General features: G+C 53.1%; 19 protein-coding genes, 1 other RNA gene and 1 other annotated feature. Of the genes, 10 read left to right on the forward strand and 10 right to left on the reverse strand.

All coding sequences use genetic code 11. From position 1 onward, the window contains the following. Positions 1-16: 16 nt before the first annotated feature. The gene (locus FDP13_RS02825) at positions 17-343 is read right to left on the reverse strand and encodes an MGMT family protein (RefSeq protein WP_012770726.1); all 327 of its coding nucleotides are present in this window, start codon (positions 341-343) and stop codon (positions 17-19) included. Positions 344-528: 185 nt separating this feature from the next. On the opposite strand from FDP13_RS02825, the gene ffs reads away from it, so the two are divergent. Further along, an RNA gene (gene ffs / locus FDP13_RS02830) (signal recognition particle sRNA small type) lies at positions 529-625 on the forward strand. A gap of 296 nt (positions 626-921) precedes the next feature. On the opposite strand, the gene FDP13_RS02835 is transcribed toward ffs, so the two are convergent. The 6 genes from FDP13_RS02835 to FDP13_RS02860 all read right to left on the reverse strand — a co-directional run bounded on the left by FDP13_RS02835 (position 922) and on the right by FDP13_RS02860 (position 6,983). Next, the gene (locus tag FDP13_RS02835; protein ID WP_009114000.1) at positions 922-1,125 is read right to left on the reverse strand and encodes an HHA domain-containing protein; all 204 of its coding nucleotides are present in this window, start codon (positions 1,123-1,125) and stop codon (positions 922-924) included. A gap of 53 nt (positions 1,126-1,178) precedes the next feature. After that, positions 1,179-1,547, reverse strand: a complete 369-nt coding sequence (gene tomB / locus FDP13_RS02840) for an Hha toxicity modulator TomB (protein WP_012770725.1) — start codon at positions 1,545-1,547, stop codon at positions 1,179-1,181. A gap of 508 nt (positions 1,548-2,055) precedes the next feature. Next, positions 2,056-2,199: a type B 50S ribosomal protein L36 gene (ykgO, locus tag FDP13_RS02845; RefSeq protein WP_012770724.1), complete on the reverse strand. Its 144-nt coding sequence runs from the start codon at positions 2,197-2,199 to the stop codon at positions 2,056-2,058. A 15-nt stretch (positions 2,200-2,214) separates the two neighbouring features. Continuing rightward, positions 2,215-2,466 carry a type B 50S ribosomal protein L31 gene (locus FDP13_RS02850; protein ID WP_012770723.1) on the reverse strand — a complete coding sequence of 84 codons (252 nt, stop codon included), beginning with the start codon at positions 2,464-2,466 and terminating at the stop codon, positions 2,215-2,217. Positions 2,467-2,632: 166 nt separating this feature from the next. Continuing rightward, positions 2,633-5,776, reverse strand: a complete 3,144-nt coding sequence (locus FDP13_RS02855; RefSeq protein ID WP_033575987.1) for an efflux RND transporter permease subunit — start codon at positions 5,774-5,776, stop codon at positions 2,633-2,635. A 16-nt stretch (positions 5,777-5,792) separates the two neighbouring features. Then, on the reverse strand, positions 5,793-6,983 hold the full coding sequence (locus tag FDP13_RS02860; protein WP_012770721.1) for an efflux RND transporter periplasmic adaptor subunit: 1,191 nt from the start codon (positions 6,981-6,983) through the stop codon (positions 5,793-5,795). Between the two features lie 142 nt (positions 6,984-7,125). Here FDP13_RS02860 and acrR point away from each other — a divergent pair, with 142 nt between their 5' ends. Both acrR and mscK read left to right on the forward strand, forming a co-directional pair. Further along, positions 7,126-7,776 (forward strand): multidrug efflux transporter transcriptional repressor AcrR, encoded by a 651-nt coding sequence (gene acrR / locus FDP13_RS02865; protein ID WP_033575986.1) that lies wholly within the window; start codon positions 7,126-7,128, stop codon positions 7,774-7,776. Between the two features lie 154 nt (positions 7,777-7,930). Further along, entirely contained in the window at positions 7,931-11,332 is a 3,402-nt protein-coding gene (gene mscK / locus FDP13_RS02870) for a mechanosensitive channel MscK (RefSeq protein ID WP_143838529.1), read from the forward strand. A gap of 69 nt (positions 11,333-11,401) precedes the next feature. Here the strand turns inward: mscK and rsmS are convergent, their stop codons facing one another. The 3 genes from rsmS to miaE form a co-directional block, all read right to left on the reverse strand. Then, on the reverse strand, positions 11,402-11,569 hold the full coding sequence (rsmS, locus tag FDP13_RS02875; RefSeq protein WP_072033788.1) for a pleiotropic regulatory protein RsmS: 168 nt from the start codon (positions 11,567-11,569) through the stop codon (positions 11,402-11,404). Positions 11,570-11,647: 78 nt separating this feature from the next. Then, entirely contained in the window at positions 11,648-12,181 is a 534-nt protein-coding gene (gene priC / locus FDP13_RS02880; RefSeq protein ID WP_033575984.1) for a primosomal replication protein PriC, read from the reverse strand. Positions 12,182-12,245: 64 nt separating this feature from the next. Then, complete coding sequence (miaE, locus tag FDP13_RS02885) at positions 12,246-13,016, reverse strand: tRNA isopentenyl-2-thiomethyl-A-37 hydroxylase MiaE (protein WP_033575983.1); 771 nt, start codon at positions 13,014-13,016, stop codon at positions 12,246-12,248. Positions 13,017-13,143: 127 nt separating this feature from the next. Between miaE and FDP13_RS02890 the strand changes: the two genes are divergently transcribed. The 7 genes from FDP13_RS02890 (at position 13,144) to adk (ending at position 20,310) form a co-directional block, all read left to right on the forward strand. After that, a complete protein-coding gene (locus FDP13_RS02890; RefSeq protein WP_027712810.1) occupies positions 13,144-13,512 on the forward strand; it encodes a DUF454 family protein in 369 nt (122 codons plus the stop codon). 178 nt (positions 13,513-13,690) lie between these two features. Continuing rightward, positions 13,691-14,239: an adenine phosphoribosyltransferase gene (apt, locus tag FDP13_RS02895; RefSeq protein WP_012770714.1), complete on the forward strand. Its 549-nt coding sequence runs from the start codon at positions 13,691-13,693 to the stop codon at positions 14,237-14,239. Between the two features lie 74 nt (positions 14,240-14,313). Next, the gene (dnaX, locus tag FDP13_RS02900) at positions 14,314-16,332 is read left to right on the forward strand and encodes a DNA polymerase III subunit gamma/tau (RefSeq protein ID WP_143838530.1); all 2,019 of its coding nucleotides are present in this window, start codon (positions 14,314-14,316) and stop codon (positions 16,330-16,332) included. Further along, positions 15,659-15,723 (forward strand) — a sequence feature (DnaX frameshifting element). Its footprint overlaps the gene before it by 65 nt. Before the next feature lie 43 nt (positions 16,333-16,375). Further along, positions 16,376-16,705: a YbaB/EbfC family nucleoid-associated protein gene (locus FDP13_RS02905; protein ID WP_012770712.1), complete on the forward strand. Its 330-nt coding sequence runs from the start codon at positions 16,376-16,378 to the stop codon at positions 16,703-16,705. Further along, complete coding sequence (gene recR / locus FDP13_RS02910) at positions 16,705-17,310, forward strand: recombination mediator RecR (protein ID WP_027712807.1); 606 nt, start codon at positions 16,705-16,707, stop codon at positions 17,308-17,310. The genes FDP13_RS02905 and recR overlap by 1 nt, the downstream gene beginning before the upstream one ends. A 188-nt stretch (positions 17,311-17,498) precedes the next feature. Then, positions 17,499-19,382, forward strand: coding sequence for a molecular chaperone HtpG (htpG, locus tag FDP13_RS02915; RefSeq protein ID WP_199886292.1), 1,884 nt, complete (start codon positions 17,499-17,501; stop codon positions 19,380-19,382). Between the two features lie 283 nt (positions 19,383-19,665). After that, positions 19,666-20,310, forward strand: a complete 645-nt coding sequence (adk, locus tag FDP13_RS02920) for an adenylate kinase (protein ID WP_027712805.1) — start codon at positions 19,666-19,668, stop codon at positions 20,308-20,310. Positions 20,311-20,466 lie beyond the last annotated feature (156 nt).

Below are 20,466 nucleotides of genomic sequence, written 5' to 3' on the forward strand. Positions count from 1 at the left end.
GGCGGTATATGCCTTGCTAAACACCTTGCATGTATCGCCAGCGGAATTTCTCCAGATTGATCTTACCCTCTGAATTCAGGATGACGCCTTCGGATTGAAGGGCTGCTTTTTGCCGCTGAAAATCTGGGCCAGTCAATGAAATCTCGCCTTTACGATTGATGACCCGATGCCAGGGCAACTGGCTGCCGGTAGGTAATCTTCGTAATATACCGCCTACCTGTCGTGCCGCACGCGTGGAGCCGGCAAGGTAGGCGACATCACCATAGGTAACGACACAGCCGTAAGGAATGGCGGCGATCACATGGATAACGCGTTGGCGAAAATTATCGGTTTCAGTATTCATAGGGTTCAATGGCTATGCATGGAGTTTTAATGGGGGCTAACCGGCAGACGTATAAATGCAGTATTTAGTATAAAAGCGGATGCTGGGTAAGAAAACAGCGGTCAGGCGGTGTTAACTTGCAATTGTTTAGTCCATCGCCGATAATGCCCACCGCCCTACAATAGTGGGGCTGTCAATGGAGGCCCCGTTGGTTCTCCCGCAACACTAACCTGTGGACCCGGTCAGGTCCGGAAGGAAGCAGCCGCAGCAGGCGACGTGTGTGCCGGGATGTAGCTGGCGGGGCCTCCACCATTTTGTCCCTCTCGATCTGCTATAATCCCTTTTCAATATTTCACCCCGAACATTGATTAATAAAAAATAGAACGGCTCATCTTCACAGTGAAACTAACGAAAAATTTATAATAAGGCGGTTAAATTTAATTGAAACGGGAGGGTTGGTCTGAATAAAAAGAACATTAAATCATGACGTACATCTTTTGTTACAAAGTGGTGAGGCTTTCATTTAGCTAAAAAACAAAGGCCGACAAACATATCGGCACAGTGTATTTAGGTACGTACGAACTTGCAGTTTCAGCGGGTTACCGAACGTATTTCCACACAGCAGTCGGCACTTTGTCGTAGAGCTTATTCATTGTCAATTCAGCCAGACGATGGTCTGCCGCTGAATAGAACATTTCAAGTTCGTCGTTAGAAAGCTCGTACTTGTTTTTTTCTATAACACGCTCAAGCGTATCGATGGTCGTACATTTACGCAAACGCATTAAATAGTCGATTTTTTTCATAGTGACCTTGTTAATTTTCCTGGATTTAAATTAAGTTTTAGACAAATTATTGCTTAAGTTTTAACTACCGTACAGATGCTCTTTTCTGAGAACATTCTGAATAATTGTGATTTGGATTTTTTCCATTTCTGCAACTCAGCATCGTTTATACCGTAGTTGCTGAAAAGAATATAAGTATCGTCCAGATATTTTTCAACCCGTTCACATAGCGCCGCTTCATGCGGGTATTTTATTTTGTAGGTAACAACAAATGCCGCAATGTGTTCGATAAGTTCGTTTAGTTGAAGATTGACCGCAGAGGTCGGATCATTCACCCAACCATGACTACTGTCACCTAATGTCGCGATACTTTCGTCGTGCAGATTTTCACACAAGAATCTGAGTTGGGCAATATCATAATGTTGGGGTGTGTACTCATCCATTTCTATCCCTCCGTAAGCTACGATTCAGTGTCACTTAGGGCCACCACGTTGCCAGACAGGTGGTGTGATGAAGTGCAGAAGATAGAATGCCCCTCAGTATGCCTCAATGTCCCTTAATCTTAAGACGAACAGGGGTAACACGGTGAATGCCAAAGAATGATGCAACGTCACTGTCAACAATCATTCTGAATTCATTATAGCAAAAAAGCTAACGTTTACGGTGTGGTCGAACCATTTTTATGGCTATGGCTGTCATCGGTATGAACTTCTTCCGGTGAGCTCTGATATATTTATCGGCCACGTGTATGAGTATATTTAATTTTTTTCGACGTTAGCAAGAATCACTGTGTTAATTAATTTTTCTGGCTTGTCTTTATTTGTAAAGATTTTGACGGCGTGAAAAAAAATTTATTTTATCTTTTTGTTTTTAAAAGAAAATGGATAAGTGGTCTGATGTGATGGAAGGCACAACAATCGCACCTTCCGATCAATTTTGAGCTAATAATAATTAGCGTTTTTTCTTTTTCCTGCCCTGTACCGCGTTGAAACGTGGGTTGGTTTTACAGATCACATAGACGCGCCCGCGTCGTTTTACGACGATGCAGTCTTTGTGACGCGTTTTAGCGCTGCGAAGAGAACTTAATACCTGCATGGATGATTTCCCACATTATGATTTCAGAAAACGGCCGAAACGCTGCTGGAAGCGTGCTGCGCTACCCTCTTTGGCGTATTCTTTTTGTTTGCCGGTGTAATAAGGGTGTGAGGCGGAAGAAACGTCGATAGTGACGTAAGGGTAAACTTCGCCTTCATATTCATAAGTACGATCGGTTTTGATGGTAGAGCCGATTTTATAAAACACATCCTCACTGGTATCGTGGAACAGCACCGTGCGGTAATGAGGATGGATTCCTGCTTTCATGATAACTCCATTTGTTATGTTATAACATAACCATATTCTGCACTTTTTTAGCGTGATGATCAACGCCATGGTCTGCAGGGAGATTGAGAAGCGGAAATCGTATCGGGTTTGTCGCTCGAAAAAACAAAAGGCCGCAAAGCGGCCTTTTGATAAGGGATATCACACGTTAGTGACTGGTCTGGGTGTGCTCGTGGGGCTCGTTCGCTTCTTTTTTCTTACCGAAGCGACGGCGTACCACCACAAAGAATACCGGTACGAAATAGATGGCCAATACTGTTGCGGTGATCATCCCTCCCATTACGCCGGTACCCACTGCGTTCTGTGCGCCTGAGCCTGCGCCGGTGCTGAACACCAGCGGAACCACGCCCAGAATGAACGCCAGTGATGTCATCAGAATGGGGCGCAGACGCATACGTACAGCATCCAGCGTCGCTTCTATCAGGCCTTTTCCTTCTTTCTCCATAAGATCCTTGGCGAACTCGACGATCAGAATGGCGTTCTTGGCGGACAAGCCAATGGTTGTCAGCAGGCCGACCTTAAAGTAGACATCATTTTCCAGCCCACGTAAGCCTGCCGCTACCACCGCACCAAACACACCGAGCGGTACAACCAGCATTACGGAGAAGGGAATTGACCAGCTTTCATACAGTGCAGCCAGACATAAGAACACGACGACAGCGGAGATGATGATCAGCGCCGGCGCCTGGTTACCTGCCAGTCGTTCCTGATAGGACATGCCGGTCCAGTCGAATCCGATCCCCGGAGGTAATTGCGCCGCCAGTTCTTCCATCAGTGCCATCGCTTCCCCGGTACTCTTACCAGGGGCCGCTTCACCCACCAACTCAACTGCCGGCAGGCCGTTGTAACGTTCCAGACGTGGCGAGCCGTACTCCCAGTGCGCGGAGGCAAAGGCGGAGAAAGGAACCATTTGACCGGAAGTGCCGCGGACATACCACTTTTGGATGTCGTTAGGCAACATGCGGAATTTGGCTTCTGCCTGAACGTACACCTTTTTCACCCTACCGCGGTCAATAAAGTCATTAACGTAGGTGCCCCCGAGAGCGGTGGACAAGGTAGAGTTGATGGTGGCAATGGATACACCAAGCGATTCGGCTTTTTCATGATCGATCTCCAGCCGGTATTGCGGCATATCTTCCATCCCGTTGGGACGAACACGCACCAGCGTATCTGGATGTTGAGCGATCATGCCCAGCAATTGGTTACGGGCAGCGATCAGTTTATCGTGGCCGAGGTTGTTCTGATCGATCAGTTCAAAGTCAAAACCGCTGGCGGTGCCCAGTTCAATGATAGCCGGTAGGTTAAACGGGATAACCATCGCTTCTTTGATTTGTGAGAAGGCGCCAAAAGCACGACCGATGATTGCATCAACTTTGTTGGCTGCTCCGGAACGTTCATCCCAATCTTTCAGACTGGCGAAAGCGATACCCATGTTCTGACCGCGGCCGGCAAAACCGAAGCCGTTAACGGTAAAGACGGATTTTACGTTGTCTTTTTCGCTGTTCAGATAGTAGTCATTCACCTGATCCAGCACTTTCTGCGTACTTTCCTGAGTGGCGCCTACCGGCAACTGTACCATCGTCAGTAATACGCCCTGATCTTCCTGCGGCAGGAAAGAACTGGGGATGCGGGTAAACAGCAGACCTAAACCAGCCACAATAACCAGGTACAAAAAGACATAGCGGCCAGTGCTACGCAGGATATTGGCGACACTGTTGGTGTAGTGATGGGTACTCTTGTCAAAAAGGCGGTTGAACCAACCGAAGAAGCCTTTTTTCTCGCCGTGGTTGGCGAGGGGTTTCAGGATGGTTGCACACAGTGCTGGTGTCAGGATCATTGCAACCAGTACCGACAACACCATGGCGGAAACGATGGTAATCGAGAACTGGCGATAGATAGCCCCGGTTGAGCCCCCTGAAAACGCCATAGGTATGAATACGGCAGACAACACCAGTGCAATACCAACCAGCGCACCCTGAATTTGCCCCATCGATTTGCGCGTGGCTTCTTTGGGCGAGAGCCCCTCTTCCGCCATGACACGTTCTACGTTTTCCACGACGACGATGGCGTCATCCACCAATAGGCCGATCGCGAGCACCATGGCGAACATCGTCAAGGTGTTAATCGAATAGCCGAAGGCGGAGAGAATCGCGAATGTTCCCAATAACACTACCGGTACGGCGATGGTGGGAATCAGTGTCGCGCGGAAGTTCTGCAAGAACAGATACATCACCACGAACACCAGCACGATGGCTTCAAGCAGGGTTTTCACCACTTCGTAAATAGAGATTTTTACGAACGGTGTGGTGTCATACGGATAAACCACTTTCAGACCAGCAGGGAAAGTCGACTGCAACTTAACGATTTCCGCTTTTACCGCCGACGCGGTATCCAGCGCGTTGGCGCCAGTGGCAAGCTTAATCCCCAGCCCCGCGGCAGGACGGCCATTAAAACGAGCCACAACGCTGTAGCTTTCGCCGCCAAGCTCAATGCGGGCAACGTTATTCAGGCGGACCTGCGAACCATCCTGATTGACTTTCAGCAGAATTTTGCCGAACTGCTCCGGTGAATTCAGTCGGGTTTGCGCGATAATCGATGCATTCAGTTTCTGGCCTGGAACCGGCGGCGTACCGCCTAACTGGCCGGCGGCGATCTGGTTATTCTGCACCTGAATCGCGGAAACTACATCGCTGGTCGTAAGTTGGTAATTGTTCAGTTTGTCCGGATCCAACCAGATACGCATGGCGTACTGGGCACCAAACAACTGGGTGTCGCCCACACCGCGTACACGGCTGATTGGGTCTTTGATGCTGGCGCCGACAAAATCGGAGATATCCTGCTGGGTCATGTTGTCGTCATCACTGACAAAACCTAACACCATCAGGAAGCTACTGCTGGATTTTTGCACGCTAACGCCTTGCTGCTGCACTTCTTGCGGCAGTAACGGCATCGCCAGTTGCAGTTTGTTCTGCACCTGTACCTGAGCGATGTCCGGGTTGGCGTCGGCATCAAATGTCAGCGTGATCTGAACGGTACCGGACGAGTCACTGTTAGAAGACATATACAGTAATTTGTCGATCCCGTTCATGTTCTGCTCAATCACCTGCGTGACGGTATCTTGCAGGGTTTTCGCATCCGCACCCGGGTAGTTTGCAGTGATCTGCACCGCCGGCGGAGCAATTGTCGGGTACTGTGCAATAGGCAACTTCAGGATTGCCAGTGTCCCGGTGAGCATCACCATAATGGCGATGACCCAGGCAAAAATCGGGCGATCTATGAAAAACTTGGCCATGGATTACCGGCTCCTGTTAAGACTTAGCGGGTTGAGACTGCGGTTGCTGCTGCGCATTACCTGCGGTCACTTCCTGCGCTTTTACCTGCATACCCGGTCTGATTTTCTGCAGGCCTGTCACGATGATGCGATCACCAGGCTTGACGCCTGAGGTTACCAGCCATTTGTCGCCGAGTGCCTGGCTGGTGGTCACCGGATGGACTTCCACTTTGTCACCCTCGCCAACCACCATGACGGTGGCATCGCCACGCGGTGTGCGAATTACGCCCTGTTGAGGTACCAGGATCGCATTCGGATTTACGCCGGAATCCATTTGCGCGCGAACGAACATCCCCGGCAACAGGTTGTGATCCGGATTGGGGAATATGGCGCGCAACGTAATGGACCCGGTGGTCTCGTCAACCGTAACGTCAGAGAATTCCAACGAGCCGGTTTGGTTGTAGCGCGTGCCGTTGTCCAACGTTAACTGAACATTGGCTTTGCCGTTGGTCTGTTGCAGGGTGCCGCTTTCCAGTTCCTTTTTCAGACGCAGGAAATCGTTGGTGGACTGCGTGACATCGACATAGATTGGGTCTAACTGCTGGATTGTCGTCAGCGCCGTCGCCTGCGCATTCGATACCAGAGCGCCTTCCGTTACGGTCGATTTTCCTACCCGACCGGTAATCGGAGCCGTGACGCGAGTGTAATTCAGGTTGATTTGGGCGCTGTCCAGACTGGCTTTGGCGGCGGCAACCGCTGCTTCAGTCTGGCGCGCCGTGGCTACGGCCTGATCGTAGTCCTGCTTGCTGACATAGTTAGTGCCTAACAGTGGCTTATAGCGGTTCACGGTCAGTTGTGCGATTTCAGCATTGGCCTGAGCCTGCGCCAGCGCAGCCTTGGCATTGTTGTACTGAGCCTGGTAAGTGGCCGGGTCTATCTGGTACAACGAGGTGCCGACTTTAACGTCGCTGCCTTCTACAAAGTTACGTTTGAGAATAATACCATTCACCTGAGGGCGAACTTCGGCGATGCGATAGGCGCTTGTGCGTCCCGGTAGTTCAGTGATGATATTCAGAGTTTGTGATTTTATGGTAACGATGCCGACTTCGGGTGCGCCTCCCTGATGGGCTGCACCCTGAGATGACTGGTTGTCACATCCCGCGAGTACGAGGCCGCCAGAAAGCATCAGCATTGTCGCCAGAGGCGTAAGCCTTCTGTTTTTATTCATAGATAAACCCCAAGTATCCGATTTTTAATTGACCAATGGATCACAAGCTTTTAAACCCATTGCTGCGATAAATTTAGGTTCGTGCTATGTTACATACATACGTGAATGTATGTAAATCTCGCTTCTCCTGAAAGTCAGCGCTATGGCACGAAAAACCAAACAACAGGCACATGAGACCAAACTTCAGATTATGGACGCAGCGATGCGTTTGTTTTCTGAACATGGCGTTTCTTCGACTTCATTGTCCGATATTGCGACTGCCGCTGGCGTGACTCGTGGTGCTATTTACTGGCACTTTAAAAACAAAGCTGAACTGTTTGATGAGATATGGGCGCGATCAGAAGCTAAGATTTCTGATTTCGAAACTGAGTATCAGGCAAAATTTCCTGATGATCCACTGCATGTGCTCAGAGAGTTGCTGATTTATATGCTGAGATTGACCGAGTCCGATGCCGAGTGGCGCTCAATGATGGAGATAATCTTCCATAAATGTGAGTTTGTCGGCGAGTTGCTGCCGACATTCAATGCCCGCAAAGACCTGTATTTCGACTGCTACGTTAAAATAGAGATCTCTTTGATGAACTGCATCCGGCAGGGGATGCTGCCGTCAAACATTAATCCCCGACGTGCTGCGGTGGCAATGCGCGCTTACCTTTCGGGTATTATGGAAAACTGGCTGTTTTTGCCGGAAAGCTTTGATCTGAAAAGTGAAGCGCCGTATCTGATCGACGGGCTGATCGATATGTTGCGCACCAGCCCGGCTTTACGCCTGACGGGGAATTCAGCGGCCTGAGCGCTTGCCACCGCTATCCGCGTTGTCATGGCTATACCGATGCCGGCAGGCTTATCCGCGCGACGGAAATGACGACCAGAAATCCAGCCTGACATACCTTGCATCCCGGTAGACGTGGTAGACTGCGCCATCTCTATAAAACCGATGATGCATCATGAACCGCCGTTTTGCCCTTTCTGATTTATTTGCCGTTCTTTTCCGTTTATTTCTTTATACCCGTTTCTTGATGGAACACGGCATTCGCCGCAGCTTGCCGTGTGTCTGGATAGTGGCGCTCGTCATGACGCCGTTGTGGCCCGCATTTGCCGCGGGCAATGATGCGCCGACCCGTACTGAGATCCAGAATCGCCTTGATACGCTCAATAAGCAAAAGAGCCTGACCTCGGTGGATAAACTCACCCAGCAGGACTTAACCCAGACGCTGGATGTTCTGGATTCCGTTGATCGCGTACGGCAGGAAACCAGTCAATTGAAGCAGCAGGCGGCACAAGCCCCCGCCAAACTCAAACAGGTAAATGAAGACCTGATATCGCTGGGCGGCGCGGTGCCGGTATCTCAGCAATCGCTGGAATCGTTGTCGCTCAAGCAGTTGGAAGCGCGCCTGAATCAAACACTGGATGACTTGCAGTCTGCACAGGAAAATTTATCCACCTACAATAGCCAGTTGATCTCGCTGCAAACCCAGCCGGAGCGGGTGCAGAGCGCATTATACGCAGCGTCGCAGCGCAGCCAGCAGTTACGTACTCAGCTCAGTGGGCTTGACCCGTCACAGGAGCCGCTGCGGCCGAGCCAGCAGGTTTTGCTGCAGGCGGAGCAGGCGCTGGTCGGTTTGCAGATGGAGCAGCAGCGTAAAAGTTTGGAAGTGAATACCACCATGCAGGATTTGCTGCAAAAACAGCGGGATTACACCGCCGCGCAGATCGGTCAACTGGAACATATGGTGCAGACGCTGCAAGGGGTTATTAACAATAAACGCCTTAATTTGTCGGAAAAAACCGCCAAGGAAGCGCAGAATTCGGATGAGTTACAACGTATTCAGGAAAACCCGCTGGTGAAGGCGGAAATGGAGACGAATCGTCAACTCAGCCAGCGGTTGATCAAAGCGACCGAAGCGGGCAATACGCTGGTTCAGGAGAGCATTCAGGTTAAAAACTGGTTGGATCGGGCCACACAGTCGGAACGTAACCTGAAAGAACAGGTTACGGTACTAAAAGGCAGTTTGTTATTGTCGCGCATTCTGTATCAGCAACAGCAAAATCTGCCGTCAGCCGATGCGATGAGCGATATCAGTACCCAGATAGCCGATCTGCGTCTGGAGCAGTTTGATATAAACCAGCAACGCGATGTGCTGTTCCGTGGCGATGAATATATCCAGCAATTGGTTCAGCATAGCAACGCCACCGTCGATGCCGAGGTGACGGATGCGTTGGGACAGATTCTGGACATGCGCCGCGAATTGCTCGATCAGCTCAATAAGCAACTCGGCAATCAACTGATGCTGGCGATTAATCTGCAAATCAGCCGCCAGCAGTTGGTGAGCGTTAATAATTCGCTGCAACGTACCCTGACTCAGCAAATTTTCTGGGTCAGCAGTAATAAACCCATGGATTGGAGCTGGATTAAAGATCTGCCGTCGGCGCTGAAACAGCAGGTAAAAAACCTGCGTTTCAATCTTAAAGGGGTACAGTTACGTCAGGGGTTGATGGATTCACTGCTGTTGGTTATCCCGGCATTGGTGTTGGTCGGTCTGCTTTGGTGGCGACGCAAAAGTATTGATGCCTATATGGGGAAACTGGCGGGTGATGTGGGGCAACTGAAACGCGACAGCCAGTTACATACGCCAAAAGCCATTTTGTTGTTGATTCTGCGCACCTTGCCGGGGGTGCTGGTCATCCTCTCGCTGGGGGTATGGCTGAAACGAACCGATAGCCAGATGAGTGGCTTCGCCTGGCTGCTGAGCGAGCATCTGGCACTGTTCTGGATGGTCTTCGCCACAGCCTGGTTCAGCCTTAAGCCGGGTAGCTTGAGCGAGCGCCACTTCAATATTCCGGCTTCCCGTTGTGCGCATTACCGGCGTCAGACGGTGCGACTCGGCGGCGCGTTGCTGCCGTTGATGTTCTGGTCGGTGGTAGGAGAGAAAGCGCCGCTATACCTGGTGGATGACGTCATTGGGCAGATGATCGTCGTCTGTAACCTGCTGCTGCTGACCATTTTGGTCTTTCCGGTATGCCGTGATTGCTGGCGGGAAAAAGAGCGCCATACCGTGCAACTGATTGTGGTGACGATGATGGCGGCCATGCCGCTGTTTCTCATCGGACTGATGCTGAACGGTTTTTTCTATACCACGCTTAGGCTGGCCAGTCGTTGGATTGACAGTCTTTACCTGTTGATCGTCTGGAATATCGTTTATTTCGCCACGATTCGTGGGTTAAGCGTTGCCGCTCGTCGCCTGGCATATCGTCGCGCGGTGGCGCGCCGTCAGAATCTGGTCAAGGAAGGCGCTGAAGGGAGCGAACCCGTTCCGGAAGCGCCGCTGGCATTGGAGCAGATCAGCCAGCAATCTCTACGCCTGACCACGATGGTGTTGTTTCTGGCATTTTCCGGTGCGTTTTACTGGATTTGGGCCGATCTGGTGACCGTCTTCTCTTATCTGGACAGTATAACCCTATGGCATTACAGCACGGCGAATGCCGGCGGCACGGTATTGCAACCGGTCACGCTCGGTAACTTGCTGGTCGCGCTGGTGATTGGCGGCGTGGCGTATGTGATGACCCGTAACCTGCCGGGCTTGCTGGAAGTGCTGGTGCTCTCGCGTTTGCAACTGCGGCAGGGAACGTCTTATGCCATCACAACGGTGCTGACCTATTTGATTACCGCCGTCGGTGCGGTGACGTCACTCGGTTCGCTGGGGGTATCCTGGGACAAGCTGCAATGGCTGGTGGCGGCGCTATCCGTAGGTCTGGGGTTTGGTTTACAGGAGATTTTCGCCAACTTTGTGTCGGGCCTGATTATCCTGTTCGAACGACCGGTGCGCATCGGCGATACCATTACCATCGGTACGTTTTCTGGTTCAGTCAGCAAGATCCGTATTCGCGCCACCACGATTACCGATTTTGACCGCAAGGAAGTGATCATTCCCAACAAGGCGTTTGTGACTGAACGACTGATCAACTGGTCGTTGTCGGATACCATCACGCGCGTGCTGATCCGTATCGGTGTCGCTTACGGTTCCGATCTGGATAAAGTGAAAGAGATTTTGCTGCAGGCGGCGCGTGACAACCCGCGAGTGATGACGGATCCGGAACCGCAGGTCTTTTTCCTGTCGTTTGGTGCGAGTGCGCTGGAACATGAGCTGCGTTTGTATGTGCGCGAACTGCGTGACCGTAGTTATACCGTGGATGAATTGAACCGGACTATCGACAGGCTGTGTCGCGAAAATAATATCAATATTGCTTTCAATCAGTTGGAAGTTTACCTGCATAACACGCAGGGCAAAGAAGTGCAGGAAATCTCCCGTGTGCTGACCCCGCCGCTCAATGAGGGGGAGGCCCGATAATTAACGTCGTGGTGTCGCAGGAGAAATGTCGGTCATAAGCGTGTCGCCGGAGGGAAAACAGCTCCGGCGTCAGGCCGACGTGGTGTGTTGGGCGTGTGTATCGGCCTTTAACTGGTAGTCCCGACGTACGATTTCCAGCGCCGCCAGTACAACTTCCGGTGCTATCTGGTTCTCTTCCAGCAGCATGATGAGATCGACCGCCAGTTTGACGTCCGGCGTTTCATTTTCCAGCGGCATGATTTTCTATCTCGCTCCAATCCTGTGCTGTTTTTTCTAAAACATAGCAGAAAAAATAGTGAACGAGGGACATCAAGGTCAATATCCCTGTTCCTGACGTTCAATTTGCCGCTCCAGTTTCGTCAGTGCCTGACGGCAACGCGCCAGGCGGCCTTCCAGCGCCGCCAGCTCGCGTTGAAGACGTTGCTGTTCGCTGAGCTGGTTTTGCGTTGCCAGCAGGCTTTCCCTGTCCTGAATCATGGCTAACAGCCGACGCTCATAGCCCTGATATTCCGCCAGTTTCTGGTATCGATCCTGAGGTGCCGGCGTTGCAGGCTCCTGTGCCCGCAACGGTTGAGTCGCCAGTTCCCGCTGTAGCGCCGTCATTTGCGTCAGCAATCTCTCCGCCATGAACGCCACCCGATCCAGACGTTGTTCCTGTACATATTGTTGCAGGTACTGGTGGTTATGACGAATCTCGTCGAGATAATCGCCCAGCCGGGTGCCATAACAGCTAAACAACTGGCGATCAAAACGTGATCGGGGTGCCTGCCGTGCGGCGACCGGCTCGATCTCTCGTGCCAGCGTATCAATCTGACGCGCCAGCGCCGTCAACAGTGCCTGTGTGTCCATGGCGTGTCCTCCGTCGGTCGACCGCGGTATCCGTAAATCGCGGCTGGTGGAATATCGGGCCGGGTCAGTGCGTATTGAGCGCCGGTTTGCCGCTGTGGAATTTGAAATCGTGGTCCGGACTGGTAATCAGTTGTGCTTCCGTGTGCGCAAAAAATGCAATGCGTGCGGTGATGTCTTTACCGGCAATCTGTTCCGCCAGCGCCAGATAATCCTGATAGTGGCGTGCTTCAGAGCGTAACAGTGATATATAGAACTTGCACAGATCCTCTTCCAGGTGGGGAGCCAGCCTGGCGAAACGCTCGCAGGAACGTGCTTCGATAAAAGCGCCGATGATGAGTTTGTCCACCAGCGCATCCGGCTCATGCGTTTTCATGTGCTGCGTCATACCCCGGGCGTAACGGCTGGCCGGGATATTCTGATAAGCAATGCCTTTGTGCTCCATCATCTCCAGCACCTGATAGAAATGGTGCAGTTCTTCACGGATCAGCAGCACCATCTTATCGATCATATCCTGACTGTAACGGCAGCCGGAACGTGCGGTGATCTGCCGGGAAATCAATCCGTTTGCCGTCAGCGTTTGCCTATCCCCGATGTCCCGATAAGCAAAATTTTCATACGGTGCAATCCAATCCTGCAACTGATGCCGAATATCCTGATCCACCGCATAACGCCGGAGCAAAAACAAGGCGCTCTGGGCGGCTTTCAGTTCGCACAGTAGGTGATCGCGCAATAACGTAGGCAGGTTTTCCGGTTTACGTGCTTCGGCGATCCACTCGTCCGGCGTTGTGGCGTGAAGAAAAGCGTGAATCGGGTCGAGGATGGAATGTTCAAACATGTACGGCGATGTGTTGAGTTAACGTGACGTTATGATACAACGATTCCTGTGGATTGCGATTGGCACAACCGCAGCCCGGCTGGAGAACCTCCGGGAATAGATCAGTGTGGGAAGAATCGGAGGTGAGATGTATCGAGTCGTGCTGATAATCATAGGGTGGCTGGCGGTGGTGCTGGCGGCGCTAGGCGTAGTCTTGCCGTTACTGCCGACTACGCCGTTTTTGTTGCTGGCAGCCTGGTGCTTTGCCCGATCATCGCCGCGTTTTCACTACTGGTTATTGTATCGTTCCTGGTTCGGCGGGTATTTGCGCCATTGGCAACAACACCGGGCCCTGCCGCCGGGCGTCAAAACCAAAGCGGTGCTGGTGATTATCGCAACTTTTGCGGTGTCGCTATGGCTGGTGGAGATCAATTGGGTCAGGGGATTGCTGCTGGTGATTTTGGCGGCGTTGCTGACGTTTATGCTGCGTTTACCGGTTATTGATCCCAAACAATAGCCTGCGATAAAAATGCGCAGATCGACGTAGGCCGGTTGCATTTGCCAATCAGTTTGACTAGATTTGAGCGTTTTCGTGCGCGAGCCGCCGCCGTATTTTATCGTTAATGCCCCTGGGCGACAGGGTGAAAAAGCGTGGCGGTGTTCAGTGAATATAAGGTTTTATCAGGCACAACATTATGACCGCAACTCAGCAGCCAGAATTGATTAAAAACAGTATCAAGAGTATTCCGGATTATCCGAAACCGGGCATACTGTTTCGTGATGTGACCAGCCTGCTGGAGGATCCGCAGGCCTATTCGGCGAGCATCGACATGCTGGTTAAACGCTATCAGGGCACCGGCATTACCAAAGTCGTCGGTACCGAAGCGCGTGGTTTCCTGTTTGGCGCACCGGTGGCGCTGGCGCTGGGCGTCGGATTTGTTCCGGTGCGTAAGCCGGGTAAACTGCCGCGCGCGACGTTGAGCGAAAGCTACGAACTGGAATACGGCAGTGATACGCTGGAAATTCATGCCGATTCCATTTCCGCCGCCGACCATGTACTGGTGGTAGACGATCTGTTGGCGACGGGCGGCACGATTGAAGCCACCGTTAAGCTGATTCGCCGCCTCGGCGGTCAGGTCTCCGACGCCGCTTTCATCATCAATCTCTTCGACCTGGGTGGACAGCAGCGCCTTGAAAACATGGGCATCACCTGCTACAGCCTGGTCGATTTCCCCGGCCATTGATGACGGCAGTCTCGCCGATGGCGGCGAGACTGTGTTAGCATCACCTCCTCAATAACTCAACTGCTGCGGTATTGATGAGCTATCAGGTTCTTGCCCGTAAGTGGCGTCCCCAAACCTTTGCTGATGTGGTCGGTCAGGAACATGTCCTGACGGCGTTAGCCAATGGTCTTTCGTTAGGCCGCATCCATCATGCCTATCTGTTTTCCGGTACTCGGGGCGTAGGTAAGACGACGATCGCCCGTTTGCTGGCAAAAGGGCTGAATTGCGAAACGGGAGTGACGGCGACGCCTTGCGGCCAGTGCGACACTTGCCGGGAAATCGAGCAAGGGCGCTTTGTCGATCTGATCGAGATTGACGCCGCATCCCGTACTAAAGTGGAAGATACCCGCGATCTGCTGGATAACGTGCAATACGCGCCGGCCCGCGGCCGCTTCAAGGTTTACCTGATCGACGAAGTGCACATGCTCTCCCGTCACAGCTTCAACGCGTTGCTGAAAACGCTGGAAGAGCCGCCGCCGCACGTAAAATTTCTGCTGGCGACTACGGATCCGCAAAAGCTGCCGGTGACGATTCTGTCCCGCTGTTTGCAGTTTCATCTCAAAGCGCTTGATGCCGAGCAGATTCGTCAGCATCTGCAACAAGTGCTGGAGCAGGAACAACTGGCTGCGGAACCGCGTGCGTTGCAATTGCTGGCTCGCGCCGCCGATGGAAGCCTGCGTGATGCGCTGAGCCTGACCGATCAGGCGATTGCCATGGGGCAAGGGCAGGTCACTGCCGCCGCCGTCAGCCAGATGCTGGGCACACTGGACGATGAACAGCCGCTGGCGTTGATCGAAGCGCTGGTAAAAGGCGACGGTGCCGGCGTAATGGCGCTGCTGGGGCAGGCCGCGGCGCGTGGTGTTGATTGGGAAGCGTTGTTGGTGGAAACCCTGACGCTGTTGCACCGAATTGCCATGTTACAGTTGTTGCCTTCCGCTTTGGGAGACGAATACCAGCAGGTTGCTCCACGGCTGCGCGAGCTGGCGCGGGTGATCCCGCCTGCCGAGGTACAACTCTATTATCAAACGTTGTTGGTAGGACGTAAGGAACTGCCTTACGCGCCGGATCGCCGTATGGGTGTGGAAATGGCGCTGTTACGGGCGCTGGCGTTTCATCCCAGCCAGACGATTGCCGAGCCGGTCCCGGCTAGCGCGCCATTGACTGCGCCTGCGACGGGTACGCCGTTAGCCGCTGAATCGGCGCGTGCGCCGTCATCTGCCCGGACCGCCAGTGCGACGCCTGCCGTATTATCCGGCGGCGAACCCGTGGTCAACCGTGCGCCGGCAACAGGCAGTGAGCCACCTGCGCCGCCAGCCCCGGAAAACAATTTGCCGGATGCAACCGCGCAGTTGTTGCAGGCGCGTAGCCAGTTGTTGAATCGGCAGGGGAATACCCCCACAAAAAAGGCTGAACCGGCAGCGTCAGGAAAAACGCGGCCGGTAAACTCGGCGCTGGAGCGGTTGGCTTCGGTGAGCGAGCGTGGTCAGCAGCAAATGGCGGCGAAAGCCGTGGCGCAGGAAGAGCAGAAAAAGCAGGAAGCGTATCGCTGGCGGGCGCAGAAGAAAGCCGAGCCGGTGGAAACGGCGCCGGTGACCACGCCTAAAGCGCTGCGTTCGGCGCTGGAATATGAAAAAACGCCGGAGCTGGCGGCGCGACTGGCGGTTGAAGCCATGGATCGCGATGCCTGGGCGGCGGAAATCAATCGCCTGACGTTGCCGAAACTGGTACAGCAATTGGCGCTTAATGCATTTAAAGAGATGCCGGAGGAGGGCGTGATTCATTTGCATCTGCGTTCTTCCCAGCGTCATCTGAATTCGACGGCAGCGCAAAAAACGTTGTCGGAGGCGTTGTCGGCGCATTATGGCCGTACGGTTAGCCTGACGATTATTGAAGACGACGCTTCAGCAGTGCGTACGCCGTTGGAGTGGCGTCAGGCCATTTATGAAGAGAAGCTGGCGCAGGCGCGTCAGTCCATCATGGCGGATAGTAATATTCAAACGCTGCGGCGTTTCTTTGACGCGGAACTGGACGAAGAGAGTATCCGCCCCGTTTAACCCCGCTGCCGATTGGCAGCCCGAAAGTGGTAGAGAGAACGATATGTTTGGTAAAGGCGGTTTAGGCAATCTGATGAAGCAAGCGCAGCAGATGCAGGAAAAAATGCAGAAAGCGCAGGAAGAGATGGCCACTCTGGAAGTGACCGGGGAATCTGGCGCCGGGCTGGTGAAGGTGACCATCAATGGCGCTCACAACTGTCGTCGTGTTGAAATTGACCCCAGTCTGATGGAAGACGACAAAGAGATGCTGGAAGACTTGATTGCAGCCGCCTTCAATGATGCCGCTCGTCGTATCGCTGAAGTCCAGCAGGAAAAAATGGCGTCGGTTTCCAGTGGTATTCCGCTGCCGCCCGGCTTTAAGATGCCGTTCTGATGCAAACCAGCCCGCTTCTTGAATCGCTGATGGAGGCGCTGCGCTGTTTGCCCGGCGTGGGGCCGAAATCGGCGCAACGTATGGCATTTCATCTGCTGCAGCGCGATCGCAGCGGCGGTATGCGTCTGGCGCAGGCGCTGACGCGTGCCATGTCCGAGATCGGTCATTGTGCCGACTGCCGGACGTTTACCGAGCAGGACGTTTGTAGCATTTGTGCGAACCCGCGCCGTCAGCAAAACGGTCAGATCTGCGTGGTGGAAAGCCCGGCGGATATCCACGCCATCGAGCAGACCGGGCAGTTTGCCGGCCGCTATTTTGTGTTGATGGGGCATCTGTCGCCGCTGGATGGCATCGGCCCCGGCGACATCGGGTTGGATCGGCTGGAAGAACGTCTGGCGACGGAAACCATCAGTGAAGTGATTCTGGCCACCAACCCGACGGTGGAAGGCGATGCAACGGCGAACTACATCGCCGAGCTGTGCGCCGAACACGGCGTCATGGCCAGCCGTATCGCTCACGGTGTGCCGGTAGGCGGTGAGCTGGAAATGGTGGACGGCACGACGTTGTCCCACTCGCTGGCCGGGCGTCATCCTATCCGGTTCTGATTTTTACCGTCGTCAATCTCTACGGCCGTCAATCGGCGGCCCGTATTCTTATTACTGATATTTCGAACGCTTTCAGTATCGCCAATTGCAAATTCCCCCTTGAAACCTTGACGGTTAATCCCCATCTGTTGCTCATCCTCCGTTGAATCAGACTGAATAAATACGTATTGAGGGAAGTAATAATGAGTATGAAAGGCCAAGAGACCCGCGGCTTCCAGTCAGAAGTGAAGCAACTGCTGCACCTGATGATTCATTCGCTGTATTCCAATAAAGAAGTGTTCCTGCGTGAATTGATCTCCAACGCGTCCGATGCTGCGGATAAACTGCGTTTCCGCGCGTTGTCGGCGCCGGAACTGTATGAAGGCGATGGCGAATTACGCGTTCGCGTATCGATCGATAAGGAAAAGCGCACGCTCACTATTAGCGATAACGGTATCGGTATGAGCCGCGATGACGTTGTCGACAATTTGGGGACGATCGCCAAATCCGGCACCAAGGCGTTTCTGGAATCTCTCGGTTCCGATCAGGCGAAAGACAGCCAGTTGATCGGCCAGTTCGGGGTGGGTTTCTACTCCGCGTTTATCGTTGCTGATAAGGTGACGGTGAAAACCCGTGTGGCGGGGGCTGACGCTGAGCTGGGCGTGTTCTGGGAGTCTGCCGGCGAAGGCGAATACACCATCGCCGATATCGCTAAACCAGGGCGTGGTACGGAAATCACCTTGCACCTGCGTGAAGGTGAAGATGAGTTTCTCGACAACTGGCGCGTACGCTCAGTCATCAGCAAATATTCCGACCATATCGCTCTGCCGGTAGAAATTGAATCCCGCACGGAAAGTGAGGAAGAGGGCGGTGAAGAAACGGTCACCTGGGAGAAAATCAACAAGGCTCAGGCACTGTGGACCCGCAACAAATCCGAAATCAGCGATGATGAGTACAACGAGTTCTATAAGCACATCGCCCATGACTTTACCGAGCCGTTAAGCTGGAGCCACAACCGGGTGGAAGGGAAACAGGAATACACCAGCCTGTTATATATTCCCGCCGCCGCGCCCTGGGATATGTGGAACCGTGACCATAAACACGGCCTGAAACTGTATGTACAGCGCGTGTTCATTATGGACGACGCTGAGCAGTTCATGCCGACTTATCTGCGTTTTGTGCGTGGCTTGATCGATTCAAACGACCTGCCGCTCAACGTATCCCGCGAAATTTTGCAGGATAACCGCGTGACGCAGAGCCTGCGCACCGCGTTGACCAAGCGCGTACTGCAAATGCTGGAAAAACTGGCCAAAGACGACAGCGAAAAATACCAGACATTCTGGAGTCAGTTCGGTCTGGCGCTGAAAGAAGGCCCGGCGGAAGACAGCAGCAATCGCGAAACCGTCGCCAAACTGTTGCGCTTTGCCTCCACGCACACCGACAGCGATGCACAAACCGTGTCGCTGGATGACTACATCAGCCGTATGGTGGAAGGCCAGGACAAGATCTACTACATCACCGCCGACAGCTACGCCGCCGCCAAGAACAGCCCGCATCTGGAACTGTTCCGCAAGAAAGGCATTGAAGTCTTGCTGCTCTCCGATCGTATCGACGAGTGGATGATGAGCTACCTGACCGAGTTTGACGGTAAGTCCCTACAGTCGGTCAGCAAGGCGGATGAGTCGCTGGATAAACTGGCGGATGACGCCAACGAGTCGCAGAAAGAAGCGGAGAAGGCGCTGGAGCCGTTTGTCGAGCGTGTTAAGACGCTGTTGGGCGAGCGCGTCAAAGAGGTTCGCTTGACTCACCGCTTGACTGATACTCCGGCAATTGTGACCACTGATGCCAACGACATGAGCACTCAGATGGCGAAGCTGTTCGCCGCTGCCGGCCAACAGGCGCCGGAAGTGAAGTACATCTTTGAGCTGAATCCGGAACATGCGCTGGTGAAGCGTGCCGCCGATACGCAGGATGAAACGCAATTCGGCGAATGGGTGGAGTTGCTGCTGGAGCAAGCGTTGTTTGCCGAACGCGGTACGCTAGAGGACCCTAACCAGTTTATCCGTCGGATGAACCAACTGCTGACCGCCTGACGTATTTTGCGGTAATGACAAACGCCCCGGTTTTTCGGGGCGTTTTTCTCTCTCGTAACTCTGTTTTCTCTCTCGTAATTCTGAATGTTGAGACGATTTCCCGTCTGATGTTTCGTCGTCTACACTCTCAGAACTGGCTGAAAAGTCATGCGCCATCACGAATTTCAGTTTTGCCGCGCCCGCTGAAGCGAGCCCGTTCCTTGAGGAAGCGCCTCCGGAATGGTATGGTTTAGCGTTTTTCAAATTTTTTTTAAAAAAACTACATAGCAAGGGGAATTACGCAATGCGTATTATTCTGCTGGGCGCTCCAGGCGCAGGCAAAGGTACTCAGGCTCAGTTCATCATGGAGAAGTATGGCATTCCGCAGATTTCCACCGGCGATATGCTGCGTGCGGCGGTAAAAGCCGGTAGCGAACTGGGCAAGCAGGCAAAAGAAATCATGGATGCGGGTAAACTGGTGACAGACGAACTGGTGATTGCCCTGGTTAAAGAGCGCATCGCACAGGATGACTGCCGCAACGGTTTCTTGCTGGATGGTTTCCCGCGTACCATTCCTCAGGCTGACGCGATGAAAGACGCCGGTATTACTGTCGATCACGTCATTGAGTTTGACGTTCCCGATGAGCTGATCGTTGAACGTATCATCGGCCGTCGCGTACATGCGGCTTCCGGCCGTGTATACCACGTAACGTTCAATCCGCCCAAAGTGGAAGGGAAAGACGACGTGACCGGTGATGATCTGACTATCCGTAAAGATGATCAGGAAGACACCGTACGCAAACGTCTGGTGGAATACCATCAGCAGACTGCGCCGCTGGTCAATTACTATCAGCAGGAAGCGGCGGCTAACCATACCCGTTACCACAAGATTGACGGTACTCGCCCGGTCAATGAGGTCAGCAGCGAGCTGGCGCGTATTCTCGGCTAATCCCGTTTTTCGCAGGCGCTGCCATGACTGGCGGCGCTTCTTACCGTATCCTCCCGCTGTTTTCCCTCCGTTATATCGTTCCCGACAATTGCTGATATCGTCTTTAACCACGCTGCCTGGCGGTTTTTCATCGCGATGTTTCCGCTACAATGCTAT

It is taken from the genome of Dickeya sp. ws52 (assembly GCF_007210685.1).
Classification (GTDB): Bacteria; Pseudomonadota; Gammaproteobacteria; order Enterobacterales; family Enterobacteriaceae; genus Dickeya; species Dickeya chrysanthemi.

Coding starts and splice junctions, on each gene's coding strand:
- FDP13_RS02825 (WP_012770726.1), bottom strand. CDS start 343: ATGAATACTGAAACCGATAATTTTCGCCAACGCGTTATCCATGTGATC.
- FDP13_RS02835 (WP_009114000.1), bottom strand. CDS start 1,125: ATGAAAAAAATCGACTATTTAATGCGTTTGCGTAAATGTACGACCATC.
- tomB (WP_012770725.1), bottom strand. CDS start 1,547: ATGGATGAGTACACACCCCAACATTATGATATTGCCCAACTCAGATTC.
- ykgO (WP_012770724.1), bottom strand. CDS start 2,199: ATGCAGGTATTAAGTTCTCTTCGCAGCGCTAAAACGCGTCACAAAGAC.
- FDP13_RS02850 (WP_012770723.1), bottom strand. CDS start 2,466: ATGAAAGCAGGAATCCATCCTCATTACCGCACGGTGCTGTTCCACGAT.
- FDP13_RS02855 (WP_033575987.1), bottom strand. CDS start 5,776: ATGGCCAAGTTTTTCATAGATCGCCCGATTTTTGCCTGGGTCATCGCC.
- FDP13_RS02860 (WP_012770721.1), bottom strand. CDS start 6,983: ATGAATAAAAACAGAAGGCTTACGCCTCTGGCGACAATGCTGATGCTT.
- acrR (WP_033575986.1), top strand. CDS start 7,126: ATGGCACGAAAAACCAAACAACAGGCACATGAGACCAAACTTCAGATT.
- mscK (WP_143838529.1), top strand. CDS start 7,931: ATGAACCGCCGTTTTGCCCTTTCTGATTTATTTGCCGTTCTTTTCCGT.
- rsmS (WP_072033788.1), bottom strand. CDS start 11,569: ATGCCGCTGGAAAATGAAACGCCGGACGTCAAACTGGCGGTCGATCTC.
- priC (WP_033575984.1), bottom strand. CDS start 12,181: ATGGACACACAGGCACTGTTGACGGCGCTGGCGCGTCAGATTGATACG.
- miaE (WP_033575983.1), bottom strand. CDS start 13,016: ATGTTTGAACATTCCATCCTCGACCCGATTCACGCTTTTCTTCACGCC.
- FDP13_RS02890 (WP_027712810.1), top strand. CDS start 13,144: ATGTATCGAGTCGTGCTGATAATCATAGGGTGGCTGGCGGTGGTGCTG.
- apt (WP_012770714.1), top strand. CDS start 13,691: ATGACCGCAACTCAGCAGCCAGAATTGATTAAAAACAGTATCAAGAGT.
- dnaX (WP_143838530.1), top strand. CDS start 14,314: ATGAGCTATCAGGTTCTTGCCCGTAAGTGGCGTCCCCAAACCTTTGCT.
- FDP13_RS02905 (WP_012770712.1), top strand. CDS start 16,376: ATGTTTGGTAAAGGCGGTTTAGGCAATCTGATGAAGCAAGCGCAGCAG.
- recR (WP_027712807.1), top strand. CDS start 16,705: ATGCAAACCAGCCCGCTTCTTGAATCGCTGATGGAGGCGCTGCGCTGT.
- htpG (WP_199886292.1), top strand. CDS start 17,499: ATGAAAGGCCAAGAGACCCGCGGCTTCCAGTCAGAAGTGAAGCAACTG.
- adk (WP_027712805.1), top strand. CDS start 19,666: ATGCGTATTATTCTGCTGGGCGCTCCAGGCGCAGGCAAAGGTACTCAG.